General features: G+C 39.9%; 18 protein-coding genes and 1 other annotated feature. Of the genes, 13 read left to right on the plus strand and 5 right to left on the minus strand.

The window, feature by feature from the left end; all coding sequences use genetic code 11:
- The first annotated feature begins 70 nt into the window (after nucleotides 1-70).
- Nucleotides 71-400, plus strand: coding sequence for a hypothetical protein (locus ABD006_RS08740; protein WP_343839831.1), 330 nt, complete (start codon nucleotides 71-73; stop codon nucleotides 398-400).
- Nucleotides 401-560: 160 nt separating this feature from the next.
- On the opposite strand, the gene ABD006_RS08745 is transcribed toward ABD006_RS08740, so the two are convergent.
- Entirely contained in the window at nucleotides 561-737 is a 177-nt protein-coding gene (locus ABD006_RS08745; RefSeq protein WP_343839832.1) for a DUF2929 family protein, read from the minus strand.
- A 91-nt stretch (nucleotides 738-828) separates the two neighbouring features.
- Between ABD006_RS08745 and ABD006_RS08750 the strand changes: the two genes are divergently transcribed.
- The 4 genes from ABD006_RS08750 (at nucleotide 829) to fabF (ending at nucleotide 5,429) form a co-directional block, all read left to right on the plus strand.
- Nucleotides 829-1,449, plus strand: a complete 621-nt coding sequence (locus ABD006_RS08750) for a hypothetical protein (RefSeq protein WP_343839833.1) — start codon at nucleotides 829-831, stop codon at nucleotides 1,447-1,449.
- Nucleotides 1,450-1,542: 93 nt separating this feature from the next.
- Nucleotides 1,543-2,499, plus strand: a complete 957-nt coding sequence (locus tag ABD006_RS08755) for a BMP family ABC transporter substrate-binding protein (protein WP_343839834.1) — start codon at nucleotides 1,543-1,545, stop codon at nucleotides 2,497-2,499.
- A gap of 344 nt (nucleotides 2,500-2,843) precedes the next feature.
- Complete coding sequence (locus ABD006_RS08760; protein WP_343839835.1) at nucleotides 2,844-3,770, plus strand: beta-ketoacyl-ACP synthase III; 927 nt, start codon at nucleotides 2,844-2,846, stop codon at nucleotides 3,768-3,770.
- Nucleotides 3,771-4,187: 417 nt separating this feature from the next.
- Nucleotides 4,188-5,429, plus strand: coding sequence for a beta-ketoacyl-ACP synthase II (gene fabF / locus ABD006_RS08765; protein WP_343839837.1), 1,242 nt, complete (start codon nucleotides 4,188-4,190; stop codon nucleotides 5,427-5,429).
- 62 nt (nucleotides 5,430-5,491) lie between these two features.
- Here fabF and ABD006_RS08770 read toward each other — a convergent pair whose 3' ends face one another.
- Entirely contained in the window at nucleotides 5,492-6,460 is a 969-nt protein-coding gene (locus tag ABD006_RS08770) for an LCP family protein (protein WP_343839839.1), read from the minus strand.
- Nucleotides 6,461-6,645: 185 nt separating this feature from the next.
- Between ABD006_RS08770 and ABD006_RS08775 the strand changes: the two genes are divergently transcribed.
- Both ABD006_RS08775 and ABD006_RS08780 read left to right on the plus strand, forming a co-directional pair.
- Nucleotides 6,646-6,849: a YuzI family membrane protein gene (locus ABD006_RS08775; RefSeq protein ID WP_343839841.1), complete on the plus strand. Its 204-nt coding sequence runs from the start codon at nucleotides 6,646-6,648 to the stop codon at nucleotides 6,847-6,849.
- Between the two features lie 88 nt (nucleotides 6,850-6,937).
- A complete protein-coding gene (locus ABD006_RS08780) occupies nucleotides 6,938-7,705 on the plus strand; it encodes a YjbA family protein (protein ID WP_343839843.1) in 768 nt (255 codons plus the stop codon).
- 65 nt (nucleotides 7,706-7,770) lie between these two features.
- Here the strand turns inward: ABD006_RS08780 and trpS are convergent, their stop codons facing one another.
- Entirely contained in the window at nucleotides 7,771-8,763 is a 993-nt protein-coding gene (trpS, locus tag ABD006_RS08785) for a tryptophan--tRNA ligase (RefSeq protein ID WP_343839844.1), read from the minus strand.
- 72 nt (nucleotides 8,764-8,835) lie between these two features.
- Nucleotides 8,836-9,010, minus strand: a binding site (T-box leader).
- A gap of 138 nt (nucleotides 9,011-9,148) precedes the next feature.
- Entirely contained in the window at nucleotides 9,149-9,517 is a 369-nt protein-coding gene (locus ABD006_RS18000) for a DUF3899 domain-containing protein (RefSeq protein ID WP_425542203.1), read from the minus strand.
- A gap of 404 nt (nucleotides 9,518-9,921) precedes the next feature.
- Between ABD006_RS18000 and ABD006_RS08790 the strand changes: the two genes are divergently transcribed.
- From ABD006_RS08790 to ABD006_RS08815, 6 genes are all read left to right on the plus strand, one after another.
- Complete coding sequence (locus ABD006_RS08790; protein WP_343839845.1) at nucleotides 9,922-11,613, plus strand: peptide ABC transporter substrate-binding protein; 1,692 nt, start codon at nucleotides 9,922-9,924, stop codon at nucleotides 11,611-11,613.
- Between the two features lie 171 nt (nucleotides 11,614-11,784).
- Entirely contained in the window at nucleotides 11,785-12,717 is a 933-nt protein-coding gene (opp3b, locus tag ABD006_RS08795; protein WP_343839847.1) for an oligopeptide ABC transporter permease, read from the plus strand.
- The gene (gene opp3C / locus ABD006_RS08800; protein WP_343839848.1) at nucleotides 12,717-13,886 is read left to right on the plus strand and encodes an oligopeptide ABC transporter permease; all 1,170 of its coding nucleotides are present in this window, start codon (nucleotides 12,717-12,719) and stop codon (nucleotides 13,884-13,886) included. Before opp3b ends, opp3C begins: the two co-directional genes overlap by 1 nt.
- Nucleotides 13,887-13,904: 18 nt before the next feature.
- Nucleotides 13,905-14,972, plus strand: coding sequence for an ABC transporter ATP-binding protein (locus ABD006_RS08805; protein ID WP_343839849.1), 1,068 nt, complete (start codon nucleotides 13,905-13,907; stop codon nucleotides 14,970-14,972).
- Nucleotides 14,972-15,910 (plus strand): ABC transporter ATP-binding protein, encoded by a 939-nt coding sequence (locus tag ABD006_RS08810; RefSeq protein ID WP_343839851.1) that lies wholly within the window; start codon nucleotides 14,972-14,974, stop codon nucleotides 15,908-15,910. The genes ABD006_RS08805 and ABD006_RS08810 overlap by 1 nt, the downstream gene beginning before the upstream one ends.
- A 421-nt stretch (nucleotides 15,911-16,331) precedes the next feature.
- Nucleotides 16,332-17,525, plus strand: coding sequence for a putative glycoside hydrolase (locus ABD006_RS08815; RefSeq protein ID WP_425542208.1), 1,194 nt, complete (start codon nucleotides 16,332-16,334; stop codon nucleotides 17,523-17,525).
- 54 nt (nucleotides 17,526-17,579) lie between these two features.
- On the opposite strand, the gene ABD006_RS08820 is transcribed toward ABD006_RS08815, so the two are convergent.
- Nucleotides 17,580-17,768 (minus strand): hypothetical protein, encoded by a 189-nt coding sequence (locus ABD006_RS08820; RefSeq protein WP_343839855.1) that lies wholly within the window; start codon nucleotides 17,766-17,768, stop codon nucleotides 17,580-17,582.
- Nucleotides 17,769-17,853: the final 85 nt, after the last annotated feature.

Raw genomic sequence — 17,853 nt, forward strand, 5'->3', positions numbered from 1 at the left:
TGTCAATAGCTATGGAACGTGACAAATATTGAACGAATAGACTATTGATGTATAGAAGGAGGGAATATAAGTGCACAAAACTCAACCACATCATCAGGATTTCTATTCGTTATGCAAGTCGCATATGAATAAGTATGTACTGGCGGAAACATCTGATGGGCGTCAATTTGATGGAATCATCGTTGACGTGGATGCAGAAAATGTTATTCTGGCAGTTCCAATGGCCTCAAATGATATGTCTGTTTATCAGGATTCCCAAATGGCTAATCAGAGACAATGGGGCTGGTATGGATTCTACCCGCCTTATGGTTATTATGGATACGGATTTCGTCCACGCTTCAGCAGACTGGTATTGCCTCTGGCTGCACTAACAGCCCTCAGTGTATTGCCGTGGTTTTAATGTAAGGCAACTGTGATTCAAGAAAAAACAAAGAAGAAGGGTCAGATCAGCAAGAAGGAAAGAGAAATCGTCTGCTCCATAAATGATTTCTCCTGAATCACATACTTGCCTTAATCTGACCCTCACTTTACCATATGGTATAACGGATTGAATCATTCCATTAGTTGGTATCTTCCGTTAAAATACCATCTCCTAAAACCGAAACAACGATTGTGAACACAACGGCTAAAACGAGAGCTGCATTGAGATTAAAATTGACTGCAGCCATGTTTGAGATTACATAAACAACGGTTGAGCTTAATAGTATACTCCAGATAAATGTCCAAATGATTCGCATGGTTTCACCTCGTTTGTATCATTCTGTTCTTAGTTTACCAAAGAGACCTTTAAAAATAAAGAATATTTCATTTAGGAATGGGGGGGTATAATTGAATGTAGTGGTGTTCGATTGCTTTAATTGGAAGGGGTATCATTTTGTTGAAAAGTATTTAAATGAAGGTATAGAGGTTATTGGTGTGGGAGAAATCACAGATTCACAGCAGGAGTTTTTATATAGTTTAATTGGACGGAATGCACTCTTTACCTGGAAGAAGAATTTTCAGGAGCTTACAGTTGGAGATAGCCGAACCATCGTTATATCTCTTCAAAAAACACCTTCAGAAATGAAAGAAATCGTAAATTCCTGTTTTCCAAAAGGAGAATACTATATGTTAATGGAAGAAAAAGATAGGGAAAAAGTGCAGGATCCGGCTCATAATGAGTTTATTATTTTGATTCCCCCAACGGTTGGCCCTTGGATGAGTGAAGAGGAATTTGAAAAAGTGTCAAAAAATGATTCCGTTTTATTTGTAGACGATTTAGTTCATAGCGTTTATGATTTAACACAGGAAAAGAATAAGGAAAACTTGTTACATTTTACTTATCAGGAGGATACGGATTGTTTTTATCTTGGGAAGAGGGAGGCTTCTACATTCTCAAGTGATCAGGCTGTCCAAAAAGTCTTAAACCATATCGAACAATGGAAAAATGTCTATTATCGTTTGAAATAACTACATTTATGGGTAAACTAAAGAGATACGTAAAGGCTTTACAAACCGTTATTCATATATCTGAAATAGAGATAGAATTGGGAGTGCAGCAGCGTGAAAAAAATAGGAGCTTTAATTTTTATCATTTTCCTTTTATTAACAGGCTGTTCAAATGTTTTAGAGACCGGAAATATTCAAAATGCCGGATTGCTGGTGGAAGGTTCCATACATGATCAGACATGGGGAAAGAAAGGATATTTAGGCCTCTTAAACATTCAGGAGAATATGGATACTAATGTTTATTTTAAAGAAGGGGTCAACACGCAGATGAAAGTCAACGAGGCCGTTGAGACTTTTGCCAATAAGGGTGTGAATTTAATTTTTGGACATAGCAGCAGCTATGGACAATATTTTTCTGCCATTGATCAGGATTATCCGGATATACAGTTCGTCTATTTTAATGGCGATACATATAGCGAAAATATCACCAGTATTAAATTTAATGCTCATGCAATGGGATTTTTTGCCGGAATGGTAGCAGGAGCTATGACAGAAACCAATAATGTTGGTGTACTGGGAGCCTTTGAGTGGCAGCCGGAAATTGACGGTTTCTATGAAGGGGTGAAATATCAAAATTCGGAAGTGAATGTGGAAATTCGCATGGTCAACCATTGGGATAGTTCAGAACAGGCCCTCAATCGATTTCAGACTCTGAAGGAAGCGAATATCGATGTCATTTATCCAACAGGGGACGGGTTTAGTGTGCCCATTGTGAATGAGGCAAAGGAGTCAAATATATATGCCATCGGTTATATTTCTGATTTGATTGATATGGGAGAATCAACAGTTCTTACAAGTACTGTACAGCATGTTGACCGGTTGTATCCCATTATAGCCAAAAAATTTAACAAAGGTGAACTCCCATCAAAAGTTATGAATTTTGACTTTCGTGATGATGTGATCACAATGGGAACATACAGTGATGAAGTACCGAAGCATGTAAGGGAGGATGTAGCTGAAGCTATTAATCAATACAAAGAAACCGGAGACTTACCCAATCAGATTAAATAGGATGGAAGGTTCCCTGCAAAAGGGAGCCCCCACGGCGTCATTTTTCAAATACTTGAAAAATGATTTTTTTTACATTAAAATTAATACCAGGTCATAATAATAAGTAATAAAAAAGATTGATTTGACCTTTTTGCCGGAACAGGAAAAGCGGAGGCGACTGTTCAGGTCATGCGGGATAAGACAAAGACATGGAGTGGCATGGTTTTGGCCACGGAAAGGCTTTGACTTATATCCGCCTTGACCTAGGAGCCGCAGCTGGACAATGGAAAAGCGGAGGCGACCGGTTAGGCCTGAGAGCCGCAGCTGGATAAAGAAAGCGGAAAACCTTTTAAGGGGATGAATATATGAATGCAGGATTAATAGGAATCGGTCATTTTGTACCGGACAAAGTGGTTACGAATGAAGATTTGGAGAAAATTGTAGATACCAGTGATGAGTGGATTCGCACTCGTACGGGTATCGAAGAAAGACGCATTGCAGATGATGATATGGATACATCTGATATGGCCTACCGTGCAGCGGAAAATGCGCTTAACGATGCAGGAATTAGCGGGGAAGAGCTTGATTTAATTCTGGTTGCAACCGTAACACCAGATCAGCCTTTTCCATCTGTTGCGTGCCGCTTACAAGAGCGATTTGGGGCCAAAAAGGCAGCGGCTATGGACATTAGCGCAGCCTGTTCAGGATTTATGTATGGTTTAGCCACAGCCCAGCAGTTTATTAATTCAGGTGTATACCAAAATGTACTTGTGATTGGCGTGGAGAAGCTCTCGAAAATCACAAATTGGGAGGACCGCAATACATGTGTACTGTTTGGTGATGGAGCAGGTGCAGCTGTTGTCGGTCCTGTAGAAGATGGCAAAGGAATTCTTTCGTTTGAATTAGGATCTGATGGAAGTGGAGGAGATCACCTGTATCAGGACGAATATATCGTCATGAATGGCCGGGAAGTCTTCAAATTTGCCGTTCGTCAAATGGGTGAATCGGCAGTCAATGTTGTAGAAAAAATCGGTTTAAAGAAAGAGGATGTAGACTACCTAATTCCACACCAGGCAAACATCCGAATCATGGAAACTGCCAGAGAAAGATTAGGCATTGAGAAGGAAAAAATGTCCAAATCTGTTCACAAATATGGAAATACTTCAGCAGCTTCCATACCAATTGCTTTGTCAGAAGATGTGAAGAACGGTAAAATAAAAGAAGATGACCTCGTCGTCCTAGTAGGATTCGGCGGAGGTCTAACCTGGGGAGCCGTAGCCTTAAGGTGGTAGGCAGAAAAGCGGAGGCGACTGTTCAGGTCATGCGGGATAAGACAAAGACATGGAGTGGCATGGTTTTGGCCACGGAAAGGCTTTGACTTATATCCGCCTTGACCTAGGAGCCGCAGCTGGACAAAGAAAAGCGGAGGCGACTGATCAGGTCATGCGGGATAAGACGAAGACATGGAGTGGCATGGTTTTGGCCACGGAATGGCTTTGGCTTATATCCGCCTTGACCTAGGAGCCGCAGCTGGACAAAGAAAAGCGGAGGCGACTGATCAGGTCATGCGGGATAAGACGAAGACATGGAGTGGCATGGTTTTGGCCACGGAATGGCTTTGGCTTATATCCGCCCTGACCTAGGAGCCGCAGCTCTAAAAAGAAAAAGCGGGTGACCGTTAAAGTGAAAAAAGGAGGAAGGTGAAGTCCATGGATAATCGTCGCGTAGTGGTTACGGGAATGGGAGCAGTTACTCCTGTTGGAAATAATGTAGAAACAATGTGGGATCAGATTCAAAAAGGTCAATCTGGTATTGATGGCGTAACCCGGGTGAATCCAGATGATTTTCCTGCCAAAATTGCAGGTGAAGTAAAAGATTTTGACCCTGCGGAGTATATGGATAAAAAGGATGCCAAAAGAATGGACCTTTTCACCCAATTTGCTGTTGCATCATCCATGATGGCTGTGAAGGATGCGAATCTGGAGATTAATGATAAAATCGCAGACCGTACAGGGGTATGGATTGGTTCAGGGATTGGCGGAATGGCTACATATGAGGAACAATTCCGGAAATTTATAAATCGGGGATACAAAAGAGTCAGTCCGTTTTTTGTACCCATGATGATCCCGGATATGGCTGCCGGACAGGTATCGATTTTACTTGGCGCCAAAGGGATAAATTCCTGTACAGTAACCGCCTGTGCATCAGGTGCGAACTCCATTGGGGATGCGTATAAAGTTATCCAGCGGGGAGATGCAGATTACATGATTACAGGTGGTGCAGAGGCTCCGATTACGAATATGGCATTTGCAGGCTTTTCAAGTGCCAAAGCATTAAGTACGACTGAGGATCCAAAGACAGCAAGTCGTCCCTTTGATTTAAACCGTAACGGATTTGTAATGGGAGAAGGAGCTGGAATTCTCGTTCTTGAGACTCTGGAATCTGCTAAGAAACGTGGAGCAAAAATTTACGCGGAAATTACAGGGTATGGATCAACAGGAGATGCCTATCATATCACAGCACCAGCCCCTGAAGGTGAAGGAGCAGCAAGGGCCATGCAACAGGCAGTGGAGGATGCTGACATTGAAAAAACGGATATCCAATATATTAACGCGCACGGAACGAGCACAGAATTAAACGATAAGTTTGAAACCCAGGCAGTTAAAACGGTTTTTGGTGATCATGCCTATGATTTATCTGTCAGTTCCACAAAGTCAATGACAGGTCATTTATTAGGTTCAGCGGGTGCAGTAGAATCCATCATTTCGATAAAGGCCTTAACAGATGGTGTACTTCCGCCAACGATTAACTACGAAACAGAAGATCCTGACTGTGATCTGCATTATGTACCGAATGAAGCGATTGAAAAAGATGTTGATGTCGTGATGACGAACTCGTTAGGCTTTGGTGGGCATAATGTATCTTTAATCTTTAAAAAATACAGTGAATAATAGGACCCCCCTGATTAGCAGGACAATCAGGGGGTAAAAAAATCGGCCCAGGGCCGATTTTTTTATGTGTCCGTATTTTCATTTAAAAATTCCTGCATGATTCCTCTCATTTCTGATTCATTAAACTCTAAAACATCTCCTACTCCTTCATGATGGGCATCCCATGCCTTTTCACGAACGGGGATTCGGAGGGTCTCAATCTCATCAACAGGATTCAGAAGAAAATCCTTTCCTAAAGAAATGATCTTCCCGGTATCCATATTCGTTTTAATATAAGGCTGCAATGTTCCGACTAAGCGTGGCAATTTTAATACGCCCGAAAACGAAATGACTTTATCCTTTAATTTCCTCATAACCTTCTGCTGTCTTTCCACACGTTCAAAGTCACTATCACTATAGCGGTATCTTGCATATCCTAACAATTCCTTACCATTCAGGGTTTGCCGGCCTGGCTCTAGGGTAACACCGATATGGCGTGACATATGTTTTTCAACATTGATTTCTACTCCATCAGGTGCGATGGTATTTACTATTTTTACAAACCCCTGAAAGTCGACAATTGCATAATACTCTAGATCTATGCCAAAATTTCTTTTAATTGTTTTTCGTAATAGTTCAGGTCCGCCAAAGCCAAATGCTGCATTAATTTTTTTGTACCCATGTCCTGGTATGTCGACATAACTATCGCGCATAATGGAGACTAATTTGGCTGTTCCTTTTTCAGGGTCATATTGTCCAATCATGATGGTATCGGATCTTGCATTTTCTTCCCCTCTGGAGTCACTGCCTAATAGCAGAACATTGGTTTTTTTGAGTCCATCATCGACCCCTTTAAATTCCTCTTCGTACTGCTTACTTTTTTCACTTTTTTCGTCATTTCCAACGTCTTCCATTGCTGCATTTTTTCCAGCCATATATTCATAAGTTACATACGTTGCCATGCTTAAAAAAATCAATAGAACCGAAAACAGAATCCACTTATTCCGCTTTTTTCTTCTTAATTTTCTTCTCGTTATACGATTATCATCCATCACTTATCTCACCTTTAAAATAGCCTTCATTGATTCGAAAATAAAAGACGTACAGACTGCTAATTATTAATGTACCTTTTATCCATTCAATAGTAAAGGGAATTTCTTATATTTCCCCAGTTATAGTTTATTTATTTGAACATATATATATATATAATAGATGGACATGCCTGGGGGAAGAAAAAATGATTTGGATATTCTGGTTCTTTGTTGGATTTGGATTGACCGTAGCTGGAGGAGTATCGCTGATTATTTATTTGAATATCATTCCAGTCGGATTAGGATTTATCGATTACCTTATATTTATAAAGGACAAGCCCGAAAGTTATTTGCTTCTCGTTGGCATTCTGATTATAACGTTCAGTTGTTTTTTTTATCCATCCGACTGAGGTAAAGATTGGCTCATATAGAATAAAAATGCCAAACATGGCCATAATGAACAATAGAAAGGATGAAATAGTAAAGCGAGGGTCTTGGATGATGTATTTACATGATGTGTGGGTAAACTGGTTTGAAGGGGAAGAAAACGGCTATAATGTATGTCATTTTCACGAATGGAGAAAAGAAGACGGAATTGAGCTTTTAGACCAGGTTCCATTAGTTTATGTAACAGAAACATTATACGATTACATTGAAAACGACCTGCAGGATCTTCCAAAAGAATTACTGGATTCTGTTTATCAACGGGCCTATCTGCGTAAAAATCAGGAACGTATCCCGCTTGAATATGCCTTTGTTGCCACTGATGGAAAATCCATTGTTACGATCGATACGATGGGTTATTCACTGCCAATACGCAAAAGCCGCCTTATTCCAAGGCAGGAACGATTAGTATACGATATGATTGAAAAATTAGAACCAGTATCCTATTCCTTTTCACCCGAACAATACGTCAAAGAATATCATACGCTTTCTCTTCCACCACATGAAATGATTGGATTAACAAGGAAGGAAAGACAATTAAAACAATTACTTATGATGATGCTGGACCAAATGAGACAGACCTCCCATGTATCCGAGTTACGCTATTGGCTAACAGAATGGGCTCCGGGAAATTATGAAAGCATTCAGCAAATGGATTTTGGAGAAGCATGGCAGGAGCTGTATGAGGGATTAAAGCAAGGATGGACGAAAACACACGAAGAAATCTGCCGAAAGATGACAAAGGGACAGCCTTTTTTTGAAAAGCTTTGGGAGCTTGAAACAGGAACAATGAATTCATCGTCAAATCAAGCCTATTATTGACAGATTGCCAAAATAAATAGATGGACCGGCTTACGTAAGCCGGTCATTTTTTAGTTTAAATACATTTACTTTTTATGAAATCGGCCTAAGCCCATCGCTTTCTTAGCTTTTTTCAGCATTTTCCCTGCTTTGAATTCAGCTTTATCAGCGCCAAGATCCAGAACCTCATCCAGCTTGTCTGATTCAATAAGCTCATAGTAACGTTCCTGTAATGGGTTCAAGGCATAAATTACTACCTCTGCCAGATCCTGTTTGAATTCCCCATAGCCTTTTCCTGTGTACTTTTCCACGATTTCATCAATGGATTGACCAGTGAAACTGGAATAAATCATAAGCAGATTGGAGATACCCGGCCGGTTTTCCTTATCATATTCAATCGTACCTATAGAATCAGTAACAGCACTCTTAATCTTCTTCTCAATTTTCTTTGCATCATCCAGTAAAAAGATGGTAGCCTTTTGATTTTCATCGGATTTACTCATTTTCTTCGTTGGATTCTGCAGAGACATTACTCTTGCGCCAACCTTTGGAATATGGGCTTCAGGAATCGTAAAAATATCATTATATTTACGATTAAACCGTTCAGCTAAATCCCGGGTTAATTCAATATGCTGTTTCTGGTCATCACCAACTGGAACGAGGTGGGTACTATATAATAAAATATCCGCAGCCATCAATGGAGGATACGTTAACAACCCGGCAGTGACAGCCTCTTTCCCTTCTGACTTATCCTTAAATTGTGTCATTCTCTCCAGTTCCCCTGTATAGGCCACGCATTGCAGCATCCAGCCAAGTTCAGCGTGAGCAGAAACCTCTGATTGAATAAATAATGTTGATTTTTCAGGATCAATCCCGGCAGCAAGATAAAGTGCGGCCAAAGAACGAATATTTTCTCTTAATTTCAGCCGATCCTGAGGTACCGTGATGGCGTGTTCATCCACGATACAAAAATAACAATCATATTCTTCCTGAAGGTCAACAAAATTCCGAAGAGCTCCAAGATAGTTCCCGATGGTAAGGGATCCACTTGGTTGAATCCCTGAAAAAATGGTTTGCATTCTTTATCACCTCAATAGTTTGTTCATTCTCAAAATTTTTCATTAAAAAAAGCGATTCAGCACATCCCAAAAATAAGGGACGGATGAACCGCGGTACCACCCTTGTTATCTTAACATGTTAAGATCGCTTCATTCGGTAATCAGCTCCAAAGTCCAATTCCAATTCGCCTTGATGCTTGTTCACACCACCCACAAGCTCTCTGAAAATCAGCGGGCTATTGTACTGCGCCTTCTTCACAGCTAATGATATTTAGTTGTTTCTTATTATATAAAGTCTGGAGGAGGAATGCAAGGTGGAAGGTAGGATGATGAGTAATTGCATTAGTCAAAACGTTACCAATAAGCAATAAGTATGTCGTCCGTACATCGGCATGGAATACAACGTTTACATATAATAGATAAAAAGCAACAAAATCATTAAAATGAGTAAACTGAGAGCCTGGAAGGAAAGGGCCTTTAAAAATCGAATACTAATCTTTTCAGATGGAAGGGGTCGTTCCTTCCATTCCTCCATATAATCCTTCTTTGACATTTCAGCCCAGAACCTCCGAAATCCGAACGTTATCCCGTCGAAAAAACGTTCCCTTGTTACGTAGAGAATAAGAGAGAGCATGATATAGGGAAAACTGACATAAAACAGACTGTTAATCAAATATTTCAGGGAATGACCTGGTGCAGCATTGTAAAAAAAGACAAAAAGAGTAATAAGGATATTGATGAATAGGAAGAACCATTTATTTTTTATTATGTACATAATCGAACACCTTTTTTTATTTTAAAAACTGCTTATTATTATACCATGCTCTGATCCTGAATAAACAATAAAAGTATATCGGCCTGAATTTACAAAATATTTCGCCTTTACCAACAAATGAATAAATATTGTATAAAAATAAAAATCTCGTCCATTTAAAAAACATTCCTAAATTTTTATTCATTTGACAAAATTTTCAGTAATCTAGGGGGTGGGTTTGCTGTGACGATAATGGGTAAATAGTCCTATTTTTTGTTATGCAAAAGTAATAATATCAACAAATTTTTAAATTTATATAAAAAAGTTGATGCAAAATGTTTAGAAAACTTGTATAATTCTAAGCGTAGATCATTCATCTACAAAAAATTTAGAAAATTAAATCTTAAGGGGAGGTCATTTAAACCATGAAAAAGTCAAAATGGTCACTGCTCTTAGTACTTGGTCTGGTACTAAGTCTATTCCTGGCTGCATGTTCTGGTGGAGATGATGGTGGAGACACTTCAGACGACGCAGCAGATGACAGTCAGGATTCATCAGAAGAAGGTTCTTCAGAAGAAGTAGAACAAACGTTTAACTTACTTAATGGTGACACGATTCCAACAATGGACTCTTCTATGGCTACTGATGAATTTGCATTTCAATTCTTAGGGGCAACTATGGAAGGTCTTTATCGTGTTAAGGATGGAGAAATTGTAGAAGGTATTGCAAAGGACCATACCGTTAGTGAAGACGGGTTAACCTGGACCTTCGAATTGCGTGAAGATGCAAAATGGTCAAATGGTGATCCTGTTACAGCTCACGATTTTGTTTATGCATGGAGACGTGCTGTAAATCCTGACACTGGATCTGAGTATGGCCCATACATGATGGGTGGCGTAATTAAGAATGCTACAGAAGTAAACAATGGTGATGTACCAGTTGAAGAGCTTGGTGTAAGTGCTGATGGAGACTACAAATTAGTTGTAGACCTTGCGAACCCAACACCATACTTCGAATCATTAGCAACTTTCGGTACATTCCTGCCGTTAAATAAGGACTTTGTTGAAGAACAAGGTGATGCTTATGCAACAAGCACAGATACTTTACTATTCAATGGTCCATTTACATTAGATAACTGGGAAAGTACAGCTAGTTCCTGGGAATTAAACAAAAACCCTGAATATTGGGATGCTGAGACAGTAAAACTTGAAAAGCAGACTTATCAGGTTGTTAAAGATCCTCAAACTGCTGTAAACTTATATGAAGAAGGTGAAGCGGATAGAGCTGGTCTATCCTCTGATCTGGTTGACCAATATTCTACTCATGACGATTACACAGTAACTCCTGAAATGACTGTCTTCTACCTGAAGATGAACCAGACTCGTAATGAAGCTCTGGCAAATGTGAATGTTCGTCGTGCGATTTCAAGAGCGTTTGATAAGCAGGGCATTGTTGATACAATCCTGAACAATGGATCTATGGTAGCGAATGGTCTTGTACCTGAAGACTTCTATCAGCACCCTGAAACAGGTGAAGATTTCCGCAGCATTAATGGTGATCTTGTAACCTATGATCCAGAACAAGCTAAAGAATACTGGGAGCAAGGTTTAGAGGAACTAGGTACAGATTCTGTTGAACTTGAATTCCTTGCTGGAGACAGTGAAACAGCTAAATCAATGAATGAATTCATTGTTAATGAACTTGAAAGTAACCTTCCAGGGTTGGATCTTACATTAGTTCAAGTGCCGTTCGAGCAGCGTTTAGATGCTGATACAAACATGGATTATGATATCCAATTTGCCGGATGGGGCCCTGACTACATGGATCCATATACTTGGTTAAACCTCTGGTTAACAGATGGTGGAAACAATAAGATGGGTTACTCCAATGAAGAATATGATGAGCTAGTAGAATCAACAAAGAATACTACTGACATGGTAGCTCGTATGGAAGCTTTCTTAGAAGCTGAGAAGATTCTATTTGAAGATGCAGCCATTGCACCGGTTTATCAGAGTGCACGTGCTCAGTTAATTAGTCCTAAGGTTGAAAATGTTTACAGCAATTCCTTTGGACCAACTTATGAGTACAAATGGGCTGAAGCTGTTGCTGCTGAATAAGATTAATCATTAATCTTAATCGAATAGGCTAGCTTAAGATTGGGAGGAGAGTATATAGACCATTAAGGTGGCGTATACTCTCTTTTCCATTGTTGGAGAGTTTTTTGGCAATAATGAACTTTCAGTCAACTTACAACAAAATTCGATAAACTTTTTCAGGAGGTGTTGGAAATGGGACGTTTTTTACTGAAGCGGATTGTCTATATGCTGATTACTTTATTTATCATTGCATCCATTACGTTCTTCTTAATGAAGATTTTACCTGGTAGTCCGCTGAGCGCTGAAAATAAACTATCTGAAGAACAGCAGGAAATTGTTCTCGAAAAATACGGTCTGAACGACCCCATTCCTGTACAATACGTCAATTATCTGGTCGGGATTGTACAATTAGATTTAGGACTTTCCTATAAATTTGACTCAACGCCGGTAACTAAAATTCTTGCTGACAGAATTGGACCATCTGCAATTTTAGGTGCTGAGTCTTTAGTGATTGGTGTACTTTTAGGGATTTTACTTGGCTTGATAGCTGCGATCTTCCACAATGGAGTACTTGACTTTACTTCTACTATTATTGCCGTGCTAGGAACTTCGATTCCTTCCTTCGTATTCGCAGGATTACTGCAGTATGTATTTGCGGTTAAATTAGGCTGGTTCCCGGTAGCGCTGTGGAAGGGTGGTCTTGAGTATCATGTTCTCCCGGTAATAGCGCTAATGATTTTCCCTATGGCGATTTCAGCGCGTTTTACGCGAACAGAAATGCTCGAAGTATTGGGATCCGATTATATTACAACGGCCAGAGCAAAGGGTGTAACTCAGGCAGGTGTTGTTTTTAAACATGGACTGAGAAACGCATTAATTCCTTTAATTACAGTAATTGGACCTATGGCTGTAGGTTTAATTACAGGTACGCTTGTTATTGAAGAAATATTTGCTATACCAGGTATTGGTGAACAATTTGTTAACTCAATTATGGTAAATGATTATCCAACAATTATGGGAACGACTTTGTTCTATTCCGTATTATTTGTGGTAATCATCCTGGTAATCGACCTCCTATATGGAATTATCGACCCTAGAATCCGACTGTCAGGAGGGGAGAAATAATGGCTAATAATCAAAATAACCAATATAATGAAAATAATTTGCCAGAAGAATTATTTGAACCCATAGAAAGAACGGAAGACACGAGTGAAAAAATCTCCAGAGAAAGCAGAACCTTTTGGCAGGATGCAAGAAGGACATTATTTAAAAACATACCAGCGATGCTTTCGCTATTTGTATTGATTGCGATTATCATTATGAGTTTCGTTGGCCCTGGTATGAATAAATATGGATATAACGATCAGGACTTGTCCGTTTCCAAGATGCCGGCACGTGTACCCGGATTGGAGAATATTAGCTGGCTGGGCTTTGACGGTACGTTCCAAAGAACTTTTGAAGGGGACACAGTGGAAGAAGCGTCTCAGAAAGCTATTCAACGCTTTGGTAATAAAGAAGAATTTATGGACATTGAGGTAATTAATGAAGGAGATGGAAGTGAAGATTCCGCAAAAGTATCAGGAACCTTTCATCCTTATGAAGCGAAAGGAATGGAAGATACCTATTTCTGGTTAGGTACGGATGAACTGGGACGTGACCAATGGACTCGTGTCTGGCAGGGTACACGTATATCTCTGTATATTGCCTTTTTAGCGGCTACCATTGACCTGTTAATTGGTGTCGGCTACGGTGGTATTTCCGGTTACTTTGGCGGACGTATTGACGATGTTCTTCAGCGGATTATCGAAATATTAACTGGAATTCCAAACCTTGTTGTTATACTTCTAATGACTGTTGTGCTTCAGCCGGGGGTATTATCGATTACCATTGCCCTGACGATAACTGGATGGACAGGTATGGCCCGTATTGTCCGTGGAGAAATACTCAAGCTGAAAACTCAGGAATTTATACTGGCAGCCCGAACCTTGGGGACACCTGACCGAAGAATCATATCGAAACACTTAATGCCGAATATAAGTGGAATCATTATCATCAATACGATGTTTACCATACCAAATGCGATTTTCTTTGAAGCCTTTTTAAGCTTTATCGGTCTTGGAATTGTTCCACCTGAAGCATCACTTGGTACGTTAATTAACACAGGTTTTGATTCTTTAAGACAATATCCATTTTTACTAGTATTCCCGGCGATTCTCATTTCTGTTATTATGATTGCCTTTAATATTTTAGGTGACGGATTTAGAGACGCATTTGATCCTAAGATGCATAAATAGAAAGGTAGGTGTTTAATTATGGATAAGTTACTAGAGGTGAAAGACCTTAAAGTTTCCTTTGATACGTTTAGTGGAGAAGTACAGGCTGTACGTGGTGTCAGCTTTGATGTAAAAAAAGGAGAAACCCTTGCAATTGTTGGTGAATCAGGTTCAGGTAAATCCGTTACAACAAAAGCTTTAATGCAGCTTCTCCCTAAGCCACAGGGATATGTGAAAGATGGACAAATTCTTCTTGAGGGAGAAGATCTTGTCCAAAAATCAGAGAAAGATATGCAGAAGCTTCGTGGGCAGGATATTTCAATGATTTTTCAGGATCCTATGACTTCGTTAAACCCTACAATGAAAGTAGGTACTCAAATTATGGAGCCCCTCGTTAAACACCAGAATATGAGCCGGGCTAAAGCAAGAGAGAGAGCGATAGAATTACTTGAACTGGTTGGAATCCCGGATGCAAATACCCGGATAAAACAGTATCCTCACCAGTTTTCCGGTGGTATGCGTCAGCGTGTAGTCATTGCCATTGCATTAGCGTGTGATCCTAAGCTGCTAATAGCCGACGAACCAACGACAGCACTTGACGTTACCATTCAAGCGCAGATTTTGGAATTAATGAAGGATATTCAGCGAAAAACAGATAGCTCAATTATCTTTATTACTCACGATCTCGGTGTCGTGGCCAATGTTGCTGACCGTGTGGCCGTTATGTATGCAGGAAAGATTGTGGAAATTGGTACAGCTGATGAGATTTTCTATAATCCAAAGCACCCATACACATGGGGATTACTTGGTTCCATGCCGACATTGGATAATGATGGCTTAGACCTTGTAGCCATCCCTGGATCACCACCGGACATGACAAATCCTCCAAAAGGGGATGCATTTGCACCACGTAATCAATATGCACTTAAGATTGATGAGGAGCTTGAACCACCGATGTTCAAAGTATCAGATACGCATTATGCTGCTACCTGGTTGCTTCATGAAAAGGCTCCGAATATTGAACCACCGGAATCGGTCAAACGTCGTATGCATGGTATTGCCAGTACAGGTACGATTCCGGGTGTAGCTAAGGACGGTGAAGAATAATGGCATCTAATGAAAAGTTACTCGAAGTAAAAGATTTAAAACAGCATTTCCGTGTCGGACGTAAGGGTGTCGTAAAAGCCGTTGATGGTTTAACATTTGACATCTACAAAGGAGAGACCTTTGGGTTGGTGGGAGAATCCGGTTGTGGAAAATCTACAACAGGAAGAACGATCATTCGGCTATACGATGCCACAGATGGCCAGGTGAAGTTTAATGGCGAAGATGTTCATGGAAAAAAATCCAACACTGAACTTAAAAAGTTTAATCGGAAAATGCAAATGATTTTCCAGGACCCTTATGCATCCTTGAATTCCCGTATGAATGTGCAGGATATCATTGCAGAGGGAATCGACGTCCATGGTCTTGCGAAAAATGAAAAGGAACGCAAAGAAAGAGTACAGGAATTATTGGAAACAGTAGGATTAAATAAGGAGCATGCCAGCCGCTTTCCCCACGAGTTTAGTGGTGGACAGCGTCAGAGAATCGGTATTGCCCGGGCGCTAGCCGTTAAGCCGGAGTTTATTATTGCTGATGAGCCTATCTCAGCTCTTGATGTATCTATTCAGGCTCAGGTTGTAAACCTTCTGAAGCAGTTGCAGGATGACCATAACTTAACCTATTTATTTATTGCCCATGACCTCTCCATGGTAAAATATATTAGTGACCGAATTGGGGTAATGTATTTTGGACATATGGTTGAATTGGCGGATAGTGAAGAGCTGTACCGTAATCCGCTTCATCCATATACAAAATCTTTACTTTCAGCGATTCCTCTTCCAGACCCTGATTATGAGCGTAGCCGTAAACGAGTGGAATATGATCCATCTATTCATAATCAAGATGAGGAATTTGAATTTCGAGAAATCACACCAGGACATTGGGTAAGATGCACCCCAACCGAATTCGAAAAATATAAAAGAGAATCAGAAAATAAATAATATCCGTTTCTTTTACATGTATAAAGTGTAATAAGAGGTAAATCCCTGTTATTTTATAATATAACAGGGATTTTTTCGTGTCTGAATAATAAAGGCTGTGATTGGTTTATAGCATACCATGAGAGGCCACGTCCGGATTCAGCACCATTGACAAGGAAACATCCTCATTTTGGCCTTGTCAATAGGTGAATAAAATATTTTTCCCGGAGAAAATTAAAAAAAGCCAACAAAATAAAACAAACTTCTAATATAATATAGACATACAATAAAAAATGGGAGTTTGATCAAATTGAATAAACCAAGAAGAGAGAAGGCAAGAACCGACATCCATCCGCTTGGGGTAAATTTATCAGGAGAGGAATTCAATGGCAGTAGGGATGATCTGACCTGGCACCCGTTGCAACCGGGAAAGATACTTTTGATGGCTATTGTAACTCTGATTCTTTCCTTTTTCCCACAACTCATTGTGAATGCGGAAGAAGAAGTGCAATCATTTACTGCAAAAATTCATGATTCATATCAAGTACAATTGAAGCAGCGTTCTCTTCCTGAAGATCCGATTGCACGGTTCCTGTACGACTCGGGTCTTCAATTTGAGTATCCGGAAGCTGTAAGGGGCATTTATGTAACAGGACCATCTGCAGGAGGAAGCCGTTTTGAAGAACTGCTGAATCTGGTTAATCAAACAGAATTGAATTCCATGGTTATTGACATTAAAGACGACTATGGAGATCTAACTTTCGATCCTGGAGAGGACTCGCCATATTCGGATATTGGTAAGAATTATATCAGTGATCTAAGAAGTACACTTGAAACATTGGAAAAAGAAGGGGTATATCCGATTGCACGTATCGTGGTGTTTAAAGATACGAGGCTTGCTGAAAAAAGACCGGAATTATCCTTTAAAGAGAATGGATCAATTTGGAAAAATGGACGAGAGGAAGCCTTTGTTAATCCATTCATGAAAGAAGTCTGGGAATATAACCTTGAAATTGCCAAAATGGCTGCTGAAGCAGGGTTTAAGGATATTCAATTTGATTATGTAAGATTTCCGGAGGGCTTTGAAAAGCGGGATGATATCCTTCAATACAGTGAAGGTGAGTATGCAGATTTAGACATGGATAATGTTCAGAAGCGTGTCAAAGCGGTTACGGACTTTGTATCCTACGCTAAAGAGAAATTGGCCTATTATAATGTTGATTTATCTGTAGATATTTTTGGTTATTCTGCAACAATTCCGGAAGCTCCTGGGATTGGACAGAACTTTTCCAAGATTTCAAGCAATGTCGATGTCATTTCCTCCATGGTCTATCCAAGTCATTGGACCAGTTATTTCGATATTCCATTCCCAGACAAGGAACCCTACAAGCTGGTTAAGGAATATGTAAAGGTGGAAAATGAACGCTTGGGTGAACTTGAGAACTCCCCTGTTTCAAGACCGTGGATTCAGGACTTTGAAGCTCCATGGTTATATTCAGGAGCACCAACCCAATATGGGAAGGCTGAAGTGGAAGCCCAAATTAAAGCATTGAATGAAGGCGGGGTTCATGAGTTCCTTCTCTGGAACCCATCAAATAAGTATACAAAGAATGTGGATTATACCCCACTAGATTAATTAATAAAAAAGGACAATTCTGCTCAGGAAGTGTCCTTTTTTCTCATTAATGATTCAAGTTTGATGCTTTCCGCCAACCTGTTTCCAGTTTGATTGGATGGAGTGAGACTGTGAGGAATAGTGATTTTTTGTTTTTCGACCAAATAGCCTTTCACCGGAAAATTGAACAATAACAGCAGAGAAAGCGGTTAATCCAATGATTAAAATCCCCAATAATGATAACTCTAAAACAAAGGAACCCATAACTTCCGACCCCCCCTACAGTCATCTTATAATTCATTGTATGCTATCAGCGGCGGTTTGAAAAGTCTGAAAATAATTCTCAAGT

Source organism: Salinibacillus aidingensis, assembly GCF_039522525.1.
Classification (GTDB): domain Bacteria; phylum Bacillota; class Bacilli; order Bacillales; family Alkalibacillaceae; genus Salinibacillus; species Salinibacillus aidingensis.

Bases quoted from the DNA above. Each gene is read 5' to 3' on its own strand.
- ABD006_RS08745 (WP_343839832.1), bottom strand. From the start codon at position 737: ATGCGAATCATTTGGACATTTATCTGGAGTATACTATTAAGCTCAACC.
- ABD006_RS08760 (WP_343839835.1), top strand. From the start codon at position 2,844: ATGAATGCAGGATTAATAGGAATCGGTCATTTTGTACCGGACAAAGTG.
- fabF (WP_343839837.1), top strand. From the start codon at position 4,188: ATGGATAATCGTCGCGTAGTGGTTACGGGAATGGGAGCAGTTACTCCT.
- ABD006_RS08770 (WP_343839839.1), bottom strand. From the start codon at position 6,460: ATGGATGATAATCGTATAACGAGAAGAAAATTAAGAAGAAAAAAGCGG.
- ABD006_RS08775 (WP_343839841.1), top strand. From the start codon at position 6,646: ATGATTTGGATATTCTGGTTCTTTGTTGGATTTGGATTGACCGTAGCT.
- ABD006_RS08780 (WP_343839843.1), top strand. From the start codon at position 6,938: ATGATGTATTTACATGATGTGTGGGTAAACTGGTTTGAAGGGGAAGAA.
- trpS (WP_343839844.1), bottom strand. From the start codon at position 8,763: ATGCAAACCATTTTTTCAGGGATTCAACCAAGTGGATCCCTTACCATC.
- ABD006_RS18000 (WP_425542203.1), bottom strand. From the start codon at position 9,517: ATGTACATAATAAAAAATAAATGGTTCTTCCTATTCATCAATATCCTT.
- ABD006_RS08790 (WP_343839845.1), top strand. From the start codon at position 9,922: ATGAAAAAGTCAAAATGGTCACTGCTCTTAGTACTTGGTCTGGTACTA.
- opp3b (WP_343839847.1), top strand. From the start codon at position 11,785: ATGGGACGTTTTTTACTGAAGCGGATTGTCTATATGCTGATTACTTTA.
- opp3C (WP_343839848.1), top strand. From the start codon at position 12,717: ATGGCTAATAATCAAAATAACCAATATAATGAAAATAATTTGCCAGAA.
- ABD006_RS08805 (WP_343839849.1), top strand. From the start codon at position 13,905: ATGGATAAGTTACTAGAGGTGAAAGACCTTAAAGTTTCCTTTGATACG.
- ABD006_RS08810 (WP_343839851.1), top strand. From the start codon at position 14,972: ATGGCATCTAATGAAAAGTTACTCGAAGTAAAAGATTTAAAACAGCAT.
- ABD006_RS08815 (WP_425542208.1), top strand. From the start codon at position 16,332: ATGGCTATTGTAACTCTGATTCTTTCCTTTTTCCCACAACTCATTGTG.
- ABD006_RS08820 (WP_343839855.1), bottom strand. From the start codon at position 17,768: ATGGGTTCCTTTGTTTTAGAGTTATCATTATTGGGGATTTTAATCATT.